This window comes from Fulvimonas sp. R45, assembly GCF_030504985.1.
In the GTDB taxonomy this organism is placed as follows: domain Bacteria; phylum Pseudomonadota; class Gammaproteobacteria; order Xanthomonadales; family Rhodanobacteraceae; genus Rhodanobacter_A.
On record NZ_JASERU010000002.1, the window covers coordinates 328,033 to 347,463 of the forward strand.

General features: G+C 61.1%; 16 protein-coding genes. 5 read left to right on the forward strand and 11 right to left on the reverse strand.

All coding sequences use genetic code 11. The features are described from left to right. The first annotated feature begins 38 nt into the window (after positions 1–38). Genes QMK61_RS02970 through QMK61_RS02980 form a run of 3 tightly spaced genes read left to right on the forward strand, consistent with a single transcriptional unit; the run spans position 39 to position 3,086 of the window. Complete coding sequence (locus tag QMK61_RS02970; RefSeq protein WP_302070301.1) at positions 39–1,145, forward strand: glycosyltransferase family 4 protein; 1,107 nt, start codon at positions 39–41, stop codon at positions 1,143–1,145. Then, positions 1,138–2,064 carry an NAD-dependent epimerase/dehydratase family protein gene (locus QMK61_RS02975; RefSeq protein WP_302070303.1) on the forward strand — a complete coding sequence of 309 codons (927 nt, stop codon included), beginning with the start codon at positions 1,138–1,140 and terminating at the stop codon, positions 2,062–2,064. Before QMK61_RS02970 ends, QMK61_RS02975 begins: the two co-directional genes overlap by 8 nt. Beyond that, positions 2,040–3,086: a glycosyltransferase family 2 protein gene (locus QMK61_RS02980; RefSeq protein WP_302070304.1), complete on the forward strand. Its 1,047-nt coding sequence runs from the start codon at positions 2,040–2,042 to the stop codon at positions 3,084–3,086. The genes QMK61_RS02975 and QMK61_RS02980 overlap by 25 nt, the downstream gene beginning before the upstream one ends. Position 3,087: 1 nt before the next feature. Here the strand turns inward: QMK61_RS02980 and QMK61_RS02985 are convergent, their stop codons facing one another. From QMK61_RS02985 to QMK61_RS03035, 11 genes are all read right to left on the reverse strand, one after another. Further along, entirely contained in the window at positions 3,088–3,795 is a 708-nt protein-coding gene (locus QMK61_RS02985; RefSeq protein WP_302070305.1) for a class I SAM-dependent methyltransferase, read from the reverse strand. Positions 3,796–4,102: 307 nt separating this feature from the next. Next, entirely contained in the window at positions 4,103–5,011 is a 909-nt protein-coding gene (locus QMK61_RS02990; RefSeq protein WP_302070306.1) for a glycosyltransferase family 2 protein, read from the reverse strand. 101 nt (positions 5,012–5,112) lie between these two features. After that, a complete protein-coding gene (locus QMK61_RS02995) occupies positions 5,113–6,087 on the reverse strand; it encodes a hypothetical protein (protein WP_302070307.1) in 975 nt (324 codons plus the stop codon). Further along, positions 6,084–7,553 (reverse strand): lipopolysaccharide biosynthesis protein, encoded by a 1,470-nt coding sequence (locus QMK61_RS03000; RefSeq protein ID WP_302070308.1) that lies wholly within the window; start codon positions 7,551–7,553, stop codon positions 6,084–6,086. Before QMK61_RS03000 ends, QMK61_RS02995 begins: the two co-directional genes overlap by 4 nt. A 51-nt stretch (positions 7,554–7,604) precedes the next feature. After that, the gene (locus QMK61_RS03005; protein WP_302070309.1) at positions 7,605–8,441 is read right to left on the reverse strand and encodes a class I SAM-dependent methyltransferase; all 837 of its coding nucleotides are present in this window, start codon (positions 8,439–8,441) and stop codon (positions 7,605–7,607) included. After that, the gene (locus QMK61_RS03010; RefSeq protein WP_302070310.1) at positions 8,416–9,591 is read right to left on the reverse strand and encodes a hypothetical protein; all 1,176 of its coding nucleotides are present in this window, start codon (positions 9,589–9,591) and stop codon (positions 8,416–8,418) included. The genes QMK61_RS03005 and QMK61_RS03010 overlap by 26 nt, the downstream gene beginning before the upstream one ends. Further along, positions 9,588–10,769 (reverse strand): DegT/DnrJ/EryC1/StrS family aminotransferase, encoded by a 1,182-nt coding sequence (locus tag QMK61_RS03015; protein ID WP_302070311.1) that lies wholly within the window; start codon positions 10,767–10,769, stop codon positions 9,588–9,590. Before QMK61_RS03015 ends, QMK61_RS03010 begins: the two co-directional genes overlap by 4 nt. A gap of 82 nt (positions 10,770–10,851) precedes the next feature. After that, on the reverse strand, positions 10,852–12,828 hold the full coding sequence (locus QMK61_RS03020; protein ID WP_302070312.1) for a hypothetical protein: 1,977 nt from the start codon (positions 12,826–12,828) through the stop codon (positions 10,852–10,854). Between the two features lie 50 nt (positions 12,829–12,878). Beyond that, positions 12,879–13,640: a TfpX/TfpZ family type IV pilin accessory protein gene (gene tfpZ / locus QMK61_RS03025; protein WP_302070313.1), complete on the reverse strand. Its 762-nt coding sequence runs from the start codon at positions 13,638–13,640 to the stop codon at positions 12,879–12,881. 54 nt (positions 13,641–13,694) lie between these two features. Continuing rightward, positions 13,695–15,647 carry a hypothetical protein gene (locus QMK61_RS03030; protein ID WP_302070314.1) on the reverse strand — a complete coding sequence of 651 codons (1,953 nt, stop codon included), beginning with the start codon at positions 15,645–15,647 and terminating at the stop codon, positions 13,695–13,697. Positions 15,648–15,725: 78 nt separating this feature from the next. Then, complete coding sequence (locus QMK61_RS03035) at positions 15,726–16,151, reverse strand: pilin (protein WP_302070315.1); 426 nt, start codon at positions 16,149–16,151, stop codon at positions 15,726–15,728. Between the two features lie 487 nt (positions 16,152–16,638). On the opposite strand from QMK61_RS03035, the gene QMK61_RS03040 reads away from it, so the two are divergent. Together QMK61_RS03040 and QMK61_RS03045 are read left to right on the forward strand one after the other, a co-directional pair. Then, positions 16,639–18,762 (forward strand): S9 family peptidase, encoded by a 2,124-nt coding sequence (locus tag QMK61_RS03040; protein ID WP_302070316.1) that lies wholly within the window; start codon positions 16,639–16,641, stop codon positions 18,760–18,762. Positions 18,763–18,984: 222 nt separating this feature from the next. After that, positions 18,985–19,335 carry an endonuclease domain-containing protein gene (locus QMK61_RS03045; RefSeq protein WP_302070317.1) on the forward strand — a complete coding sequence of 117 codons (351 nt, stop codon included), beginning with the start codon at positions 18,985–18,987 and terminating at the stop codon, positions 19,333–19,335. Positions 19,336–19,431: the final 96 nt, after the last annotated feature.

Here is a 19,431-nt window from a genome sequence, read left to right on the forward strand (position 1 = left end):
CGTATCGTTGTTTCGCGGGTGCCCGGATACGGGGGCTGATGGTCAGCACTTCCTACCCGCGCGACGCTGCCGACTGGCGTGGAATCTTCATGGCGCATCTGGTGGCCGGGTTTGCGCGGAATGAACAAGTCCGGCTGACGTTGTGGGCCCCGCCGGGCGAGTTGCCGCAAGGCGTGGAGCCGGCAACCTCGCCGCACGAGGCGCATTGGCTGTCAGCACTGATGGACCTGGGTGGCATCTCGCACCTGATGCGCATTCGTCCGGCAGCCGGGTTGGTCGCAGCTTGGCGCCTGCTGCGCCTGTTGCGAGCCGCATACCGTCGCCTGGATGAGGTTGACATCTACCACATCAACTGGCTGCAGTGCGCGTTGCCGCTGCCGGACAACGGAAAGCCGATGCTGGTCACCGTACTTGGCAACGACATGAAGCTGCTGCGCCTGCCGATGATGCGCCGGGCGTTGCGGCGGGCGATGCAGCGGCGCAAAGTGGCCATCTGCCCGAACGCGCAGTGGATGGAGGCGCCACTGCGAGCCGCCTTCGGGGACATCGCAGACATCGTGCCCGTCGCCTTCGGCATCGATCCGGCGTGGTACGCGGTACGGCGCGAAGTGCCGCCGGCGTCGCCACGGCAGTGGCTGGCAGTGACGCGGTTGACCGCCGACAAGCTGGGACCGTTGTTCAAGTGGTCCGAGCGCCTGTTCGGCGACGGTACGCGCGAGCTTCACCTGTTCGGACCGATGCAGGAGCAGACCGCCGTTCCGGACTGGGTGCATTACCACGGACCGGCAACACCCGGGCAATTGGTGCGTGACTGGTTCCCGCACGCACAGGGCCTGATTACCCTGAGCAAGCATGCCGAGGGACGTCCGCAAGTCATGCTGGAAGCGATGGCCGCGGGCCTGCCGATCGTCGCCTCGCGCATGCCTGCACACGCAGACCTCGTTGCCGATGGAGTCACCGGCGCGTTGTGCGATTCACCGGAAGGCTATGCCGAAGCGCTGCACGCGCTGGAAATCCCGGAGACCAACCGGCACAGCGGCGCGATGGCGCGTGCATGGGCCGCGCGCGAAATCGGCACGTGGGATGACTGCGCTGGTCGGTACGTCGGCATTTACCGGCGATTGCTGGGAGTAGTCGATGCGTGACGGCGTGCTGGTCATCGGCGCCGGCGGGTTCGTCGGCAGGCATCTCACGCAGGCCCTGGCCCGCCGTGGCGAGCGGGTCATCGCTGCCGCGCGGCATGCGTTCGACGCAGCGGATGCCAGGATCGAGGTGAGGTCTGGGCCGCTGCTTGCGCCGGCCGATTTCCTGCCCCTGTTGGCGCGAAGCCGCCTCGTCGTGCACTTGGCCTCGGCGTCTACGCCAGGGAGTACCGCGGCGCAGCCCCTGCAGGAAATCGAGTTGAACTTACGGCCGACCCTGGCGCTGCTGCAGGCCATGCAGGAGCATCCGGCGACGCCGTTGGTGTACGTTTCCTCCGGCGGGACATTGTATGGCCGGCAGGACGACCGGCGCGCGGACGAGACTGCCGCCATCGCGCCGTGCTCCTACCACGGAGCTGGCAAAGTCGCGGCCGAGTACTTCATTGCAGCCTGGTGTGCCCAATTCGCCGGTGTGGCCACCCTCTTGCGGCCGTCCAACCTGTATGGCCCAGGACAAGGCGAGCGAGCCGGATTTGGCGTGATCCCGGCAGCGTTCGGCAAACTCTTGCGCGGCGAGGCAATGCACGTCTGGGGTGACGGGTCGGCGGAGCGGGATTACCTTTATATTGATGATTTCGTGCGCCTGTGCCTCGCCGCAGTCGATGCGCCGCCGTCGGCGGGAGCACGCATCGTGAACGCCTGTAGCGGGATCAGCGTGAGCCTGCATGCATTGTTCGAGGCCATCGAAAGCGCCACCGGCAGGTGCCTGGATCGTTGCTACGACTCCACGCGTGTCGTGGATGTCCCGCGGGTAAACATGGATGCATCGCTCGCCCGCGAGCTCTATGGCTGGAGGCCTTCCACGCCCCTGCATGAAGGGCTCAGGCGGACATGGGAATGGTTTCGTACTACCCGTCGTTGAATCGCCCCGAGGCGCCGGACTGTTCGGTCTGCATTGCCAACTACAACGGCATACGGTGGCTGGCCGACTGCATCGAGTCCGTGCTTGCTCAGCAAGGCGACGCCACGTGTGAAATCCTGATACACGACGATGCTTCCACCGATGGCTCAGTGGCATGGTTGCGGGAGCACTATCCGCAAGTGGAGGTGCTGGCCAGCAGCGAAAACGTCGGCTTCTGCATTGGCAACAACCGCATGGTCGCCCATGCCCGCGGCGAATACGTGCTGTTGCTCAACAACGATGCGGCGCTTCATGCGAATGCGCTCGCGACCTTCATCGCCGCCTCCCGCAAGCAAGCGACCGCAGGCATCCTCACGCTGCCGCAATACGACTGGACCAGCGGGCAACTCGTGGATCGTGGTTGCCTGCTGGATCCTTTTTACAATCCGGTGCCGAATCTGGATGCCGCAAGAGCGGACGTTGCCTATGCGATCGGCGCCTGCCTGTTCCTGCCGCGTGAGTTGTGGAACGAATTGGGCGGCTTCCCCGAGTGGATGGGGTCCATAGCCGAGGACATATACTTGTGCTGTCTGGCCAGGCTGAGGGGGGCGCCCGTCATGGTGCTCTCCCACAGTGGCTTTCGTCATCGCCTGGGGGCAACATTCGGTGGCGCGCGAGTGAGAGGCAACAGTCTGAAGACGACGCTTCGGCGCCGTCACTTGAGTGAACGCAACAAGACATACGCCCTTTTTGTTTGCACTCCGGGGCCCTCGGTCTGGGTGCTGTTGATGGTCCATCTCCTCGCGCTGCTGCTGGAGGGCGGCATTCTGAGTACCCTAAAGTGGGATCGCGGTGTTTTCTCGAACATCTACGCAAAAGTGCCGGTCTCGCTCTTTCGCGATTTTGGCCGTTTGCGTGCGATCCGCAGGTGCGTCCAGGCTGGCAGGACGACTGGCGCAAGGATCTATTTCCGCCCGTTCACGTGGGTGCCAAGCAAGGTGCAGATGCTGTTCCGTTTTGGCATTCCCGAAATCTCGGCGTGAATCATCGAGGCTTGACGGCTTCGACCTCATAGCCAAAGCCAAGTGCATTCCAGTCCGGGAGCATCCAGGAAAGCGCGAGCGACGCGATGTTGACGAACAGGACAAGAATGGCGGCGAAAGGGAGCATGAAGTAGCCGATCTTTCTTCTTCTCGTGTAGAGGCCACCTGCAAGCGCGAGGTTGAAGAGCAGGCCTGCGGTGCGGAGCGAATGCCCGTTCTTCTTCAGCCTGACGATCTCGAAGCCCGCCGCCGCGATGTCCCGCCGCAATCCATGCTCGGTCAGCCGTTGGTAGTCGTGGGGGGCATCGTGTATCGGATACATGAAGGGCATGCTTAATACCAGCGTGCTCCGCGGTTTCAGCACCCGGGAGAATTCGTGCAGCGCAGCCCGGTGATCGCGGGTGTGTTCGAGAACTTCGAGGCAGACGATTGCATCGACGCTTGAGGATGCGAACGGCAGGCTGGCGGCATCGGCCAGCACGTCGGCTTTCACCGAATAGAGGGTGCTTCCGGTCGGCGGATAGTCTAGCCCGATGTACATCGTCCCAGGGGCAAGGCGCCGTTCGATCCAGCGATCGGCACATCCAACGTCCAGCACGGTTCCCTGCAACTTGCAGATCGCCGGGTCCGGCTTCCGTGTCCCGAGCAGCCACTGCGGATGAATCGGCAGGCGGCGACTGAGTTTCATGATTCGTTTGACGGTGCTCATGGCTGGTTTCGAATTGGCGTCGACAGCCTTGTCAAGTGCCTGCAAGTATTCCAGTGCTTGTTATAGCTTGCCCGGATCCAGTAATCATCCATCCGTGCATGCCGCGGTGGCCGGGGAAACATTGTTACTTGCGTGTACGGCTTTGCTGCGATCACGTGCAAATCGCCGCCATTGCGGCGACAGGTGTCGCGCATCCATTGAAGCCGGGCTGGATCTTGGTTGTGCATGCTGATCCACTCCATTCTGTGTTACCTGAGCAATCGCTTGAATGCGGGCAATGGGGGTATTGCCGAGAAACGCGAAGTCCCTACCGTGATGGATAGGGACCAAGGTGGCCGTTGATGCCGTCGCGCAGGCCTTTCAACGTCATGCGGAGAGCTTTACGTCGCTGTGTGCCAAAAAAGACTTGACTGTAGATGTCGCCCAGGAAAAACCGCGCATGTCGTATCTTGAAGCGGAATTCGATATGGGGCATGCGGTACAACGCAACAAAATTCCGTACGCGGTAGTAGACCCGTTCTGGCGAGTAGTCCATCTCGTTACGCCAACCGAAAAGCCAGACGCGGAGTGCTGCATCCCCCATGTCGTGGGTCATTTTAGCCAGGCAGGTTCCATATATTCGCCAGCCCCGATGGCGTGCACGGTGGCACCATTCGGTATCGACATAATCGATGAACAGGTCATCGCGCATTTCACCGATGTCATTCAGGGCCGCGATTGAGACTAGGCTGCCCGACGTAATGAGCGTCAACGTTTCGACGACGGGGGACTCGGGGGTGGGTAGTGCGTGTTTGTAAGCCATCCAGCCCGGAACGGGATGCTGGAATGGATGCGTCATGCCCGTTCGACGATTTATGAAAACCGGACCGACCGCGGCAACCCTCGCTTCGTCGCCAAGCGAGCGCGCTGCTGTCAATAAGCCGGAGACCATATCTGGGGGCGGCAGGCTGTCCTGGTCGCTGAGCAGAACATGAGTCGCACCCGCTGCGCGCGCTATGCGTATACCCGCATTGAGTGCAGTTGCGACGCCGCGGTTGGAGCCCAGCCGAATGAGACTCACGTCCTTGCGCGTCGTTGACCCAAACCATTCCTGCACACGAAAGTCGTCATGCGCCGAATTATCTATAAGATATGTATGGATCACTTGTCTCGACAGCGATTGCAACAATTCATCCAGCACCGCGAAATCGGGATGGTAAGCGACCACTACTGCCATGACTGCTGGGTTTTGCGCCATCGGTTCACCAGCGTTTGATACAAAAAAGCGAACTATCGATTGAAAACTTAGTACGCCGAAAAAAGACTTGCCTGATTCTATTATAGTTGAAAGTGTCTTTTGATGATTTCCACGAAGTTCCTGACGGAATCCAGGCTTTTGCTTTCTGCATCAGTCAGGCGTTGCAACAGCAGCGGGCGCGTTTTGATGGCATATGGGATGTCCTCCTCTCCATATGCTATGCCGGGCTTTCTGCCCCCGTTGGGTTCCCAAGTGTTTCTTTCCATGCCGGGGGCAGGGACGATCACGGGAATGCACCCGCATGCAGCGGCATATGTGGAATAGCCTGTATAGGCGTCATAGAAGTAGCAGTATTTCTTCTCGTTGAATACTTTCGCCAGGGATCGGTGGTCCATGCCGTCCACGACAACTTTGCCGCGGAACGATGGCAGGTCCGGCCGTGACTTTCCCTTGCGCACCATGTAACACACTTCTGACCGATTACCAAAGTTGGTTTGTTTGTATATGTCGAGTAACCAATGGGCGACATGCAGGGTGCCGCCATATTTCATTCGTTCATAATTGCGATTAAACGCTTCCTGATAACAGAAATAAAGTTCCCCGTCCAAAACCGATTTTTCATGTTTTTTGCTGAAATGGTATAAAAACCATCGAACATAGCGTCGTGCCCTCAAAGGATTGCCGTCTACTATGTCAGGATAGATGACGATGGAATCATCGATGTCTGACTTTGCAGCAATGCGCAGTGTTGATCCGGGCAGCGTCTTGTACCGTGGCCTATAGAGGCGCGTTACGATGTAGATGTATTTGCGCCACCATGCACCCGAGAATGGCAGGGCATGCAGTTTGACGCGATGTAGTGGCCAGAGCAGGGCCTCGTATCCAAGGGCATCGAGAAGTTGGGCAAGTTTGTGCAACGCAATCGAACCGCCAGACGTCTCGCTGTATCGTGGTGCGCATATGATGAATTTTGGCTTTGCGCCTCGGGTGCCTAACGGCGTCGCCAGTGCGTCTGCCTGTCGTGCATCGTTGTGTGCGGTGGGTGATGGAGTCATTTTTCGGTAAGCGATGATGATGCTGGGTTGCCGTGGTAGAGCGCGCGCATAAGTTCCGCGAGATCGCGTAGTGCCCTCTGGCGCGATATGATGGCTCCCGCAATATAGGTGGCCGCAGCCGCCACGATCGCGAACAGGAAGTCAAATTTGACGCCTTGGGCATAGTGCAACACCAACCACCCGATCAATGCGGCTACCGCGGATAGAGCCAATGTACCGAGCTGGTCGCCTAGCTGGGCAACGATTCCGTAACCCAGCAGCTTTTTCGAGTACCAAGTATTGATGACTACGGCACACAGGCTGGATATCAGTACTGCCCAGGCAACCGCCAGCACGCTGTGAAAACTGGCGATTACGATAAGCACAATAGAGATGGCGCGTTTTGCTACCTCAAGCTTGAAAAAGAGGTCGGATCGTCCTCTTGCCCCAATCGCCGCCAGGTTCAGTACATGCAATGGCCAGAACATGGCGGCCGCGGCCAGGATGCTCAACAATGGCGCCGCTGGCATCCATCGTGGTCCGTAAAGCACTACGATCAATGGCTTTGCAATCATGGCCATACCCAGCATGCATGGTACGAACACGAAGATTGCCACGCGCAGCGACAAACGCAGTGCTCCAATCAGTTTGGCGGGCTGGTCGGCCACGGTGGAAAACACAGGCAACCCAACCCGGTTGAGCACATTGCTCATGAATTGCGCAGGCGCTTGCTGAGTGTTCTGTGCGATGGTGTAGTAACCAAGAGCACGCGAATCGAACAGCCGGCCGATCAGAAGCGATTGCATGCGGATTGATAGTGTGTTCAGCAGGTTGGCCATCAGCATGTAGCTGCCGAACGCGAACAGCCGACGGAAGGATGAAATACAAAACCGGCCACGCGGACGCCAGTGCGAATACAGCCACAGCAGTGTGGCGCGCACGCCGATTGCCATGATGGATTGCCAAGCCAGACTCCATACGCCGAAGCCGTGCCACGCCAGCAGTACCGCCAGGCTTCCTGAACCTAGGGACGCGAAGATTTCGGCATTCGCGCGTGAGCGGAAGTCCAGTCGTTGCGTCAGCAATGCATCCGGCACCGCAGCAAGGGCGCTCAGTGGCAATACGAATAGTAGCAGCCGGGTCAACGGGGTCAGTAGCGGCTGTGAATAGAAATGGGCAATCGCGGGTGCGACAAGCCAAAGCGCGATGCCGGCCAGGATGCTGATGCCGAGCCCGGATAGAAGCACCGTGGTTTCGTCATCGTCGCTAGTATCCTGCTTTTGTACCAGTGCCATGCCAAAGCCGGAATCCACCAGCAGCACAGCAACCGAGGTGAACACCTGCAACATCGCGATCAGGCCGAAGTCGGCCGGTACCAGTAGCCTTGCCAGAATGGCCAGCACTAACAGTTGTACGCCGTAGCGCGAGGCGATTTCCAGTGCGCTCCACCAAGTAGCGTATGCGGCGCGATGGGTTAACGAAGCCATGGAAGGGATGCCGTTGTCCGAAGTCGTTCCGTCCTGCGTCGTGGCATTGCGCTAGGCGTGTTCGCATATGAACAGTGGCCTGCGATAGAACTCGCCTGGGAACTGATCCAGCGACTCCCAAGAATGCATCTCGAGTGCCATGCCGCTGTTTTCGGCGAGTTGGGCGCAAGCCAGAGTGGCAAGGTCGTGGTAGGCGATGCGACCATCCCCGCCCCTGTGCGGATATGCTGCTTTGACTGGCCGCCATCCCGCATGTCGCAACCATGTCGCGAACAGCCTAAGCTTTTCGGCATCTTCGTACAGGCCGACCAAGGGACGGCTCTTGTCGCCGCCCCAATTGCTGCCCATCTGAAAAAATAAGCCTCGCGCCACGCCACGTAGCAGTTTTAGATAGCGTTGCGCGTACTCACCGAAATCCTCGATGCAGGCAACCGCGTGCTTGTCGAAGTCGTGTCCTGCATGGTGTAGGACGTTCAGATGCAGCATGAAGTCCACTTTCGGGAGGCTCGGCAAGTCTTCGATTCCGACTGCGGATTGAATCACCCCCACGTTTCCCATCTGGAAATAATCGGCTACCCGGCGGATAAAAGCCGCATGATTCGGATTGGCCTCGACGGCGATGAAACGTGTCTGGGGGTGTGTTTTGGCCAAGCTCAGCGTGAAAAAGCCGGTATTGGCGCCGAAATCCATCCAGATCTCTCCGGCAGCCGGCTTGCGGGCTTCGTAAAGATAAGTCAGGCGCGGCCGATCGCCGCGCCAGCTTTCGTCAATGGTTTCGGTGTAGCCGAGTTCCGCTGAGACGAAATCCGGGATGTTCTGGTAGGCGGAATGCTTGGAGGCGTCGCCATACAGTTGTTGGAGCTCAGTTTTTAGGGGTTTCATGGACATGTGGTTCGGTGATAGATCTGGATAATTCATGTAGAAAGCAACGCCATGAATCCGCACGCAGATAGACGTCATTCCACAGGTTGGTAGTGATTGCTCCGACTAGGCTTCGCGGTGGGACGTGCCAGACCGGTCGGGTCCCCGAAGCAAGCGTTTCCGCGAGGCCGCCCAGCCAGAAGTATCGTTTGCGCTTGTGCCGTGTTGACGTGGTTGCTGCGAAGCGTTTTGTATCACTGGCTAGTGCATCGCCGACGAATGCCTGCAATAGCGGCTGTCCTTGGTCGATGCAGAACTGTATAGGTCCCCAAATGCGAGGATTCATTTCAATGAAAACATCACGTCCATTGTCGCGAATGACTTCAACCATGCCCAGCCCCCAGAATGCCTGGTCGCGTAATATCTTTAGGATGCGAGATGCCGTGCCAGATTGGTGGAAATACGCTGGTTCGGCCATCAGCATCGATTTCCCGTTTGGTTGCTGTAGCAGATTGCGCTGCGACCAAACGACCGCGGGACCGCCGCATCGTGGTAGGTAAAAAAAGAAGTACAGGCTTTCGCCAGTTATGAATTCCTGGAAGAAGTAGTCGGCCGGATCATGGTTGGCAAGAAAGGCGGTAATTTGGAAGGGCGAGAGCAGCAACTGTGGGTAGAGTGACCCCCCGCTATCGGCAAGATTGCGGTTGGGCTTGGCTACTATGGGTGCTTCCAATCCTGGCTGAAACGACCGTTCGGACGGGACGGCGATCCCATAACTGGAAAACAATCGAGTGGCGCTGCTTTTGTTGGTTAGACGGCCATAGAGTGGAGCCTCCACAAGTGGGATGTCGCAGCCCATACCTTCGATATCGGTGCGGTGGCGAAATAGAAATGCGTTGAAATACTCTGTTGATGGCAGTAGTACAAAAGTCCGCCGGCCTGTGGCGCGGCGGACTTCGTTCAAGCACCGAGAAAAGACATCCAGCGATAATTCCGGAGTCTCGCGCACACAATGGACGTCCTTTCGAAAGCGAGTATGCAGAATTCGGTCGGCTCGGGTGCGTGCGACGATGGCTGCATGCTGGCCGCATTGCCGTAGGGCACGCAGGAAGCCGAGCACTGCGCGATCGTTGCCGCCACTGAACACCAGAAACGTCTTTTCCGAGGTGGCGTTCAAGCGGAGCCTTGGGCAAGCAGGCGGATGACTGAGCAAATCGTTGCAATACTATCCTCAGGCAGCGTTGTTCCGCTTGGGAGTATCATGACCCGTGCAGCCACTTGTCTTGTGTGTGGCAGCATCAATCCTGCATGCGGGAACAAGTCCCGGTATGGGCGCATCTCGTGACAGCCTGGCCAGAAATATTTGCGCGCGAGGACGTTCTCGGCGTGCAGCGCTGCGACAAGATCATCGCGTAGAGTCGAGTGCGCTTCGCTGACTTCGACCACGACGTAGTGATGACTATTACGCTCGGCTGGGTCGTAGTCCAGTACGGAGATACCGGGCAGCCCGGCCAGGGCTTGTCTATACGCGGCGTGATTACGCCGGTTGCTCGCAAGGATGGCGTCGAAGCCGTCGAGATTGGCCAGGCCCATGGCGGCGCAGACTTCAATCATCTTGCCGTTAGTGCCTGGGTGGACGACATTGTCGTAGCCTTGGAAACCGAAATTGCGCATCAGTCGCAGAGTATCGGCCAGTTCGTCATCGTTTGTGACTACCGCGCCGCCCTCCATAGTGTTGAATGCCTTGGTCGCGTGGAAGCTCAATACTTCGCAGGCACCAAAGCGACCAATGCTTTGTCCTCGATAGCTGCTGCCGAAGGCATGCGCGGCGTCGAACATCAGTTTGAGGCCGTGTTCGTCGGCGATGGCCTGCAACGCATCAACGGGGGCAGCACGGCCCCATAAATGCACGCCGATGATGCCGGTCGTGCGAGGCGTAATCATGCGCCGCACCGCGTCGGGATCGAGGTTGTGCGTGGAAGGGTCGATATCAGCGAATACCGGGGTGATGCCCTGCCAGTACAGCGAATGCGCGGTCGCGACGAAGGTCCACGACGGCACGATCACTTCGCCGGTCAGCCCCAGCGCACGGATCGCGATCTCCAGCGCGATGGTACCGTTGCACATCGCCACGCAGTGTTTCACGCCGAGATAGTCTGCGATCCGCCGCTCGAAAGCCTGCACGACCGGACCGTTGTTGGTGAGCCAGCGGCTGTCGAGGATCCGGTTTACATACCCCAGGAACGCCTCCCGGTCACCGATGTTGGGCCGCCCCACATGCAGAGGCTCGGCAAAGGCTGGCGGGGAGCCGTTGATGGCCAGGTCGGCCTTGGTTCGGATGGTCTTGGCGGGCATGACGATGTGTTGACGGACTTGGTCCCGGCGCCTAGCGTAGCGTATCGAGGCGCGGGCGTTGGGGTATGGCGAATTCGACGTGCTAGGGCCGGGATGCACCCGGAGTGCGCGGCAGCAGTGCCTGCAACTCATCGATGTTGCTGGTCAGGCGCCCACCGACGTTCAGCGTTTGCAACTGGTGCATGGCCGTACGGGCCTGGTTGTAGTGGCCTAGTGCGATCAGCATGCGGATCAGGGTGATCCGATAGGCGGGTTCATCGGGCTTGTTCTCGATCGCCTGTCTGGTCGCGTCGAGCCCGAGTGTCTTCTCGTCGAGCACGTTCCAGGCGTAGTCGCCATAGGTGGCCAGCAGGCGGGCACTGGGCTCCGGGTGGTCAAGTGCGGCTTGGAATGCCTGCAGCATGTGGCCTTTGGACAAATCACAGCGCTGGTCGCGTATGCACTGGGTCAACGCCACCAGCGAGCTTTCGTCCTGAACTCCCGGTTTGTGCGCCCTGAGCTTGGCAACCAGGCTGTTCCACCATGCATCCTTGATAGGCAGGTGCATGCGGGCGTTCATGAAGATCAGTGCCTGCTCGGGCAGGATGGACGAGTTCGGCAGCGCGGCGGCGCGTTCGAGCGGTGTATAGGCGAGCCGAGTGTATGGCGATGCCGGATCATAGTTCGATTGGATGATGTACGTGCGCCCCAGTTCGTACTGCGCCCGCGGCGAGTCGGGCGCGCGCGCGGCCAGCGATTCGGCCATGCTGACCGGGTTGCGCCAGGCCATGGCAGTCATCGCGGTTTCGCCGGTCCAGAGCAGCAGCAGGCCGCCGAGCAGGGCGTTCCGGGCGAGCGCCAAGGGCGACGCTGCTTCGGCGGGGTGCGCGTTGGCCGGTGCCAGCAGAGGGACGACCGCCAGGAGCAGGCCAAAGCTGGCGAAGTAGTTGCGATGCTCGAAGATCAATTCCAGCGGAAGCACCGTGCCGGTGAGCAGATGGCAGCCGAGAAACAGCGCCAGGCCGAGTGCCACCAGAGGGCGGCGTTTGCGCAGCACGGCGACGGCGGCGGCCAGCGCAAACAGTGCCAGTACACAAGCCAGTGTAGTCCACGGTGCCAGCAGGCTGCTCGAAATGCGGAAATCGTCGTGATAGAAAGAAAGTTGATGCGGTATCGGCAGCAACGTCCAGTCGATGTAGTCGACCACGATACGCGCCTCGCTGAGCAGCCGCGTGTGCATGGTGAAGTCGCGAGTGGCCCATGCCAGCGGCTTGAACAGAGCGGGCAGTAGCCAGGCGAGCCCGGCGAGCATCGGAAATACCAGCACCGCGAGGAACAGCGCGGCGATGCGCCAGTCCGTGCGGCTGCCCGCTGGCCGTGCTGTGGTGAAGCCGAACACGATCCATTCGACCAGTACCGCGTAGAGCGGCAGCATCACCGCGGTTTCCTTGGCGAGCAGGCCTGCCGCCGTGGCGGCGACAAGGCTGGACATGCACAGCACGAGGCCGCGCCAGCCACCGCCTGTATCGTGGAGCATGCGCCGGCGCCCGGCCACGTAGCCCATCAGGCCCAGCAGTACGAACAGGTTCGCCATGCTCTCCATGCGCTGTACCACGTACAGCACGGCGGTAACGTTGATCGGCAGCAGCAGCCAGCCCCCGGCGATCAATGCGGCAACGAGGCCGCATTGATCGGTGCGCCCGCTGCACGTGCAGGATGCCTGCGCCACGCTCCTGTTTGCTGCGCTTCGCAGCAGCAGGCGCGCCAGCAGAAAGACAAGAATCCCGTTGAGCAGGTGCACCAGTAGGTTGAACAGCTTCCAGCCGTAAGGATCCAGTCCCCCGATAAAATAGTTGGCGGCGAAACTCAAGGATGCCAGCGGTCGCTTGAACGAACTGGATGGGGAGGACAGTGCCGCGCGCGTCAGGGATGCCGTACTGATCGACTTGATCTGTATGCCCTGGTTGTCCACGATGTTCGGATAATCGTCGAACAGCCAGCTGCCGGAGAGCCCCGGCGAGTACACCAGGGCTGTCACCAGCAAGGCAGCACATAGCATCCACCACGGCCGAGTACGCATTGGATCAGTGTATTGAATGCGTCAGGGCGCCGCGATGCCTGGATGATCGGCTACCACGGATCGATGGGTAATGCGCCGAGAATCTTGCCGTTGGTGCCATCGACCAGCATGGTCAGGCTTGTCTTGCGGGCCATCAGCGGCAGCCAGACTGTGTTGGTGTCGGTCCGCGCCGTGTGCCTTGCGAGCCATCGGTCGAGTACCGGGCCGGCATGGGGGTTGATTCGGCGCAACTCGGCAAGAGGCCTTGCATGTTTCAGCAGTGCGGGCACGACGCTTGTGTAATCGACATAATATTTGGGCAGCAGCTGGATGTCTTTTCCGTCCAGCCCCGACTTGATGACCTCGTTGCGCTCCGCGGGATCGGTCGGTACGGGAGCTCCCACTACGCGCGGTCCGGTCCACGACAGGGTGCGGAAGGCCGGTGCGCGGCCTTGGGCCAAGTCCTTAGGATCCAGGTCCTCCGCGGTCACCAGGTTGAAGCGGTCGACGCATGCCACGATGAAAACCGGGCGCGCGACGGTGATCACATGCAGGCCGTAGACCAAGGCAGTGGCCTGCACCAGGCCAATCACGGCGAGGTCGAACGACATGCCTTTCTTGCCGGCCCTAAATACGATCAGGGTCAGCATCGGGCCGAGCACCAAATCCACGCCGATCAGAAGCAGCATCAATACGCTGGCGCCGGCTGCCTCGAAGTAAGGTGGCGGATACCACAGGGTGAACAGCAATGCGCCGACGCATAGGGCGATCGTTGCGCTAATGCAGAGATGGATCGAAGCCGCTTTCCAGCGAGACATGCGCTTGTGGGGCATGGTGGGTCAACCAATCGATGCCGATACGAATGGGCAGCAGGACCTGGACATGGACTATTCGTGTAGTGCTTGTGTGCGAACAGCTTTCTCATAATATGCAATCGCGTTTTGCAGTTCCAGATCGTAGGAGGGGGCTTTGGCTATTGCGATCCGCAGCATGTGTGTGGCTCCGGTGACATCGTGCTGGCGCAGCAGCATGTCGGTGATGAACAGGGCCACTTGTGCGTCGGAGGTGCCCCCGGCGTATGCCATGCGAGCCTGTGCCAGTGCCTGGTCCGGGCGACCGGCATGCATGTACAGGTAGGCGGTCTTGAAGTGCAGGTGCCACAGTCTGATCTGGCTCGGAGGCAGATGCGTCCGAGCCATCATGGTGGCCAGGCCGTCGGCCATCTTTAGCGCACTCAGGCCGTGACACGGCTGGCGCATCAACCGGTCGGCGAGAGTCTGGTAAGCGAGGAGCTGATTTTCCGAGAGCGGTTCGGGGCGCCCCTGGAACATGCGTTGGATCACCGTGGGATCCACGGTGCGGCCGCTCATGCAGTCGACGAGATTGCGCTCGGTGGCGCCAAGTCGCTGGATTACTGGATCGTTGCTGCGGAGTATCTGTGCACTGTATTCCCGTGCCGAGCGGTAGTCGGGCGGCATCTGTTCCAGCGCTTGCCCGATCAAGGCGCGTCTTACCCAGGCGGACTCGGGATGCGCCGCCAGTGCTTGTTGAAGCATGCGGTCGTAGCTGGCCCAGACATGCGCGCTCGCAGCTGTCATGGAGGCCAGTATCAGCGAGACTGCCACGGCGGCCCCGGCAGCATACGAAGGTCGCGACCATGGCCCGGGAAATTGCACTCGCAATCGTTGCACAGCATAGGCAGCCAGGCTCAGCAACGCCCAGTCCAGACCTATGGATGGCAAGTAGTTGCGATGCTCGAAATAGATCATCAGCGGGAAGACGGTGGATTCCAGAGCATGGCCTACGAGGTACAGGCCGAGTCCCAGGGCTAGGCCAGGGATCGCGCGGCGTGAGCGCAGTGCGATGGCCACCATGGCAAGCCAGGCTATGACGGCGAGCAGCGTGGTCGCCGGGTGGAGCAGCCCGCGGGACAGGACGTAATCGTCGTGGAGCAGGCCCATGGAGGCATAGCGCGGCCATATCCACTGGCCAACGTAGCTCCACAGCACTCTCGTCTCGGTGAGCAGGCGCTCGGCAAGGGTGAACGGCTGGTTGCGGTAGCCGTGGGTGATGGCACCCGCGCCGTCGGCGACCATCGTCGCTGCCACAATGGCTGGCAGGATCAACGTGGCGGCCATGAATAGCCGCGACTGCCATGCCCGTTGGCGACCCGGTGCGGGCATGAATGCGCACAGTTCGATGACGGCGCACAAGCTTGGCGTCAGCGCTCCGTTTTCCTTGGCCAGGCAGGCCAGTATGGTGCATGCGGGAACGCCCAGCAGCAGGCCGACCATGGCGGTGCGCTGATGGCCTCCGCCAGCCGCCAGGATGCTGCGCGCACGGACGTAAAGCAGCATGCCCAGCAACATGAACGTCGCGCTGAGTATGGCCATACGCTGCACGGTATAGAGCACGGTGCTGACCAGCAGCGGGTGCAGTAGCCACAGCGCGGCCGCCGCAATGGGCAGCCAGCGGCGCGCAACGTCTGAGAACCTGTACTGCGTGCAGCCGCCGCAGCGCAGCAGCGCGGCGAACAGAGCGTATGCCAGCAGGCCATTGCCCAAGTGCAGCAGCAGGTTACCTAGTTTCAGTCCCCATACGCCCGGCCCGGTAAGCGCGGCGTTCAAGGCGAAGCTGGCCATGGACAGCGAGCGGCCGAATTGGCCGGAGTGATTGTTGAACACCAGGGCATGCAAGCCGATCTTGCCATCCAGCCAGGCGGCGATTGGCGAGAGGTTGGTGGCATCGTCGAACACCAGCGGGCCTTTCAGCCCCTGCCAATAGACGGCGGCGGTCAGGACCAGTGTCGCGGCGAGGGCCAAGGATGCGAGACGGCGCATGGAGTGCTCCAAAAACGAGGCCCCGGTGCGTTCAGCACCGGGGCCTTGGGTAACGCAGCAACTACGTTGGATCAACGATCAGCGGCAACCGGCCGGCACGAACTTGGTCGCAATGGTCGTGGTGCACTTCCAATCCAGTTGCCCGGAATGCTGAGCAGCATTCACTTCCGTTGGCGTTAAGACAATATTGCCGGTAGCGTTCGGTACGCTTGAGGCAGCAGTGATTTGACCATTGGTACCAATGGTAATGTCGGAAACATACTTGGTGGCGCCCGGGAACGTATAACCTGAGTTGGCAGCCGTCACGGACTGCAGGCTGCCTAGCGATGAAGCGGTTTCGGTCACGGCAACCTTCGCCGCATCCGTCATCACGATCACTTCAGACACTTTGGAGCGCGTGGCGTAGTCCTGGTAGGCCGGGATGGCAATGGCCGCCAGAATGGCGATGATCGCCACCACGATCATCAGTTCGATCAGGGTGAAGCCCTTCTGCATCTTCTTCATGGTAGTTCCTCTTGGTTGGTCAGCTGACCGTTGACGATGCCCCCTGGGCCCCAGCCCTGAATCCCCCTAGGCAGGATCGGACCCCATGCTGTGGTCAGGAACGACCAGGAAGCTGACAGCAGTGAAGCACCATGTGTGCCATCGCTGCCGCCGGTATACATTGGCACGGCGTGGCACTTGGGTAGTGTGGAGGGGGTCACGGAACCTTGCCGGTCGTGCGAAACACTGCAGCGGCAAAGGCTCCATACGCCCGCAGATGGTGTGCGTGTTTGTGCTGACATGTGTCAGCAAGTGACGCGCCAGGTCAGTTCGTGCGCGCAGTGGCGAGCAGAAGATATATCGTCATGCGCCCCTTGCAGGTCCTGTCGCCGTGGGCTTCGCGCTGATGGACTTGCGCTTGGAGGGCGGTCCAGGCGTGTGTGTCCGGCTTGCGCCGCTTCAGCTCCGCACTTACCGTCTCCAGCCTTGACCACGAGGGAGTCTTGCCATGAAACCCCTGCTTGCCGCCATGCTGGCGACATTGGCGCTGCCGGCCGTTGCTGCCTCAGCCCCGGCCTCCATCGCCTCGCCGTTCCCCGGCTTCGACTACGACACGCCGCACCCCTTCAACGTGCGCGACCTGGTGATGCTGAACCGGGTGGGCGATCCGCAACTGTCGCCGGATGGCCGCTACGCGGCGTTCACGCTGCGCAGCACGGATTACGCGGCGAACAAGGGCGTCACCGCGCTCGAGGTGCTGGACCTGTCGAAGGGCGGCCAGCCGGTGCCGGTGGTGGCGAAGGGGGCGTCCTCGCCGAGCTGGTCGGCGGACGGGCGCAGCCTGTACTACGTGGCCGCGGCGGACGGCGTGTCGCAGCTGTGGCGGCTGGATTTCGCGAAGGGCAAGGGCGGCCTTGACCTGGCGGTGGCGAAGGCGCCGGTGCAGGTCAGCCATGGCCCGCTGGACATCCAGGACTACAAGCTGTCGCCGGACGGCAAGAGCGTGCTGCTGTCGTATGCGGTGTTCACCGATTGCGGCGACCTGGCCTGCACCAAGTCGCGGCAGGACAAGCGCGCGGCGGACAAGGCCACCGGCACGCTGTACCACAAGCTGTTCGTGCGGCACTGGGATACCTGGTCCGATGGCACGCGCAACCAGCTCTACGTCGCCCGCTTCGGCGCGGATGGCCAGTTGCCGCCGGAGCCGACCCTGCTGTCGCGTAGCATCGATGGCGACGTGCCGAGCAAGCCGTTCGGCGACGCCAGCGAGTTCGCCTTCTCGCCCGACGGCCGGACGGTGTACTTCGACGTACGTGTTGCCGGCCGCAGCGAGCCGTGGTCGACCAACTTCGACCTCTACAAGGTGCCGGCCGACGGTTCTTCCGCGCCAGTGAACCTGACTGCCGCCAACAAGGCCTGGGACGCCTACCCGGTGCCCTCGCCGGACGGTAGGACGCTTTACTACCTGGCGATGAAGACCCCGGGTTTCGAGGCGGACCGTTTCGGCATCATGGCGATGGACCTGGCCACGGGCGCCACGCGCGAGATCGACCCGCAATGGGATCGTTCCCCCGGCGGCATGGACATTTCCGCCGACGGCAAGACGCTGTTCGTTACTGCCGATGACGAAGGCCAGCATCCCCTGTTCGCGGTGGACACGGCCAGCGGCAAGGTGCGCCAGCTGGTGGGCGACGGCGAGGTAGGCGGCTATTCGGTGGCCGGCACGCGCGTGCTGCTGTCGCGCGACGACCTGAAGCGCCCGGCCGACCTGTACACGGTCGACACCAGCGGCAAGGGCCTGGAGCAGGTCACCCACGTCAACGCGGACCGCCTGAAGAACGTGCAGGAAGGCGATTTCCAGTTCTTCACCTTCAAGGGCTGGAACGACGAGACCGTGCAGGGCTACGTGGTGAAACCGGCGAACTTCCAGGCCGGGAAGAAATACCCGGTGGCCTTCATCATCCACGGCGGCCCGCAGGGCGCGATGACCAACAGCTGGAGCTACCGCTGGAACCCGCAGACCTATGCGGGGCAGGGCTTCGCGGTGGTCACGGTGAACTTCCACGGCTCGACCGGCTACGGCCAGAAGTTCACCGATTCGATCTCGGGCGACTGGGGCGGCAAGCCGCTGGAAGACCTGAAGCTGGGCTGGAAGGCGGCGCTGGCGAAGTACGACTTCCTCGACGCCGGCCGCGCCTGCGCGCTGGGTGCCAGCTACGGCGGCTACATGACCTACTGGATCGCCGGCGTGTGGAATGCGCCGTGGAAGTGTTTCGTCGACCACGACGGCGTGTTCGATTCGCGCATGATGTATTACGCCACCGACGAGTTGTGGTTCGAGGAGCGCGAGAACGGCGGCACGCCATACGAGCACCCGCAGAACTACGAGCGGTTCAATCCGCTGAACCACGTGAAGGACTGGCGCGTGCCGATGCTGGTGGTCCACTCGGGCCATGACTTCCGCATCCCGCTGAGCCAGGGCCTGGGCGCGTTCACCGCGCTGCAGCGCCGCGGCATCCCCAGCGAGTTCCTCACCTTCCCGGACGAGAACCACTGGGTGCTGAAGCCGCACAACAGCGTGATGTGGCATGACGCGGTGAATGCGTGGCTGGAGAAGTGGACGGGGAAGTAGAGCACCCCTCCCCAACCCTCCCCTGCACGCAGGGGAGGGAGCCATGGTGCCACGAGGTTTTGCTCCCCTGCTTGCAGGGGAGCATGGTATCGCGAGGTTTTGCTCCTCCCCCTGCCTGCATGGGAAGGGGCAGGGTGTCACCAGGTTTTGCTCCTCCCCCTGCTTGCAGGGGGAGGTTGGGAGGGGGTAAGGCTTTTCGGCAAAGGCTCAGGGACACGGCCCATGCAAAGGAAATGGACATTCGCCCGCCGGCTTCGCAACGAAGCCACCGATGCCGAGCGACACCTGTGGCACTACCTGCGCCGCGGACAGCTCGCCGGTTTCAAGTTCCGCCGGCAATATCCCATGGCTGGATATATCGCGGATTTCATCTGTATCCCGGCAAGGCTCGTGTTGGAGCTGGATGGCGGGCAGCATCTCGATGCGTTGGGCTATGACGCCGAACGCACGCGCACGATCGAAGCACAGGGATATCGTGTGCTGCGGTTCTGGAATGACGAGGTGTTGTTGCGTACGGAGGCGGTGTTGGAAGAGGTGCTTCGGCATCTTCCGCGTGGCAGCGAGGGTGGTTGAACCTGCCCCCTGAGAGCGGACGCCAAGAAGCACGGAGTCAAGCGGCCTGCTTCAGCTTCTTGGCATAGTCGTTGGGTGACAAGTAGCCGAGCGCCG

Bases quoted from the DNA above. Each gene is read 5' to 3' on its own strand.
- QMK61_RS02970 (WP_302070301.1), top strand. From the start codon at position 39: ATGGTCAGCACTTCCTACCCGCGCGACGCTGCCGACTGGCGTGGAATC.
- QMK61_RS02975 (WP_302070303.1), top strand. From the start codon at position 1,138: ATGCGTGACGGCGTGCTGGTCATCGGCGCCGGCGGGTTCGTCGGCAGG.
- QMK61_RS02980 (WP_302070304.1), top strand. From the start codon at position 2,040: ATGGTTTCGTACTACCCGTCGTTGAATCGCCCCGAGGCGCCGGACTGT.
- QMK61_RS02985 (WP_302070305.1), bottom strand. From the start codon at position 3,795: ATGAGCACCGTCAAACGAATCATGAAACTCAGTCGCCGCCTGCCGATT.
- QMK61_RS02990 (WP_302070306.1), bottom strand. From the start codon at position 5,011: ATGGCAGTAGTGGTCGCTTACCATCCCGATTTCGCGGTGCTGGATGAA.
- QMK61_RS02995 (WP_302070307.1), bottom strand. From the start codon at position 6,087: ATGACTCCATCACCCACCGCACACAACGATGCACGACAGGCAGACGCA.
- QMK61_RS03000 (WP_302070308.1), bottom strand. From the start codon at position 7,553: ATGGCTTCGTTAACCCATCGCGCCGCATACGCTACTTGGTGGAGCGCA.
- QMK61_RS03005 (WP_302070309.1), bottom strand. From the start codon at position 8,441: ATGTCCATGAAACCCCTAAAAACTGAGCTCCAACAACTGTATGGCGAC.
- QMK61_RS03015 (WP_302070311.1), bottom strand. From the start codon at position 10,769: ATGCCCGCCAAGACCATCCGAACCAAGGCCGACCTGGCCATCAACGGC.
- QMK61_RS03020 (WP_302070312.1), bottom strand. From the start codon at position 12,828: ATGCGTACTCGGCCGTGGTGGATGCTATGTGCTGCCTTGCTGGTGACA.
- tfpZ (WP_302070313.1), bottom strand. From the start codon at position 13,640: ATGCCCCACAAGCGCATGTCTCGCTGGAAAGCGGCTTCGATCCATCTC.
- QMK61_RS03030 (WP_302070314.1), bottom strand. From the start codon at position 15,647: ATGCGCCGTCTCGCATCCTTGGCCCTCGCCGCGACACTGGTCCTGACC.
- QMK61_RS03035 (WP_302070315.1), bottom strand. From the start codon at position 16,151: ATGAAGAAGATGCAGAAGGGCTTCACCCTGATCGAACTGATGATCGTG.
- QMK61_RS03040 (WP_302070316.1), top strand. From the start codon at position 16,639: ATGAAACCCCTGCTTGCCGCCATGCTGGCGACATTGGCGCTGCCGGCC.
- QMK61_RS03045 (WP_302070317.1), top strand. From the start codon at position 18,985: ATGCAAAGGAAATGGACATTCGCCCGCCGGCTTCGCAACGAAGCCACC.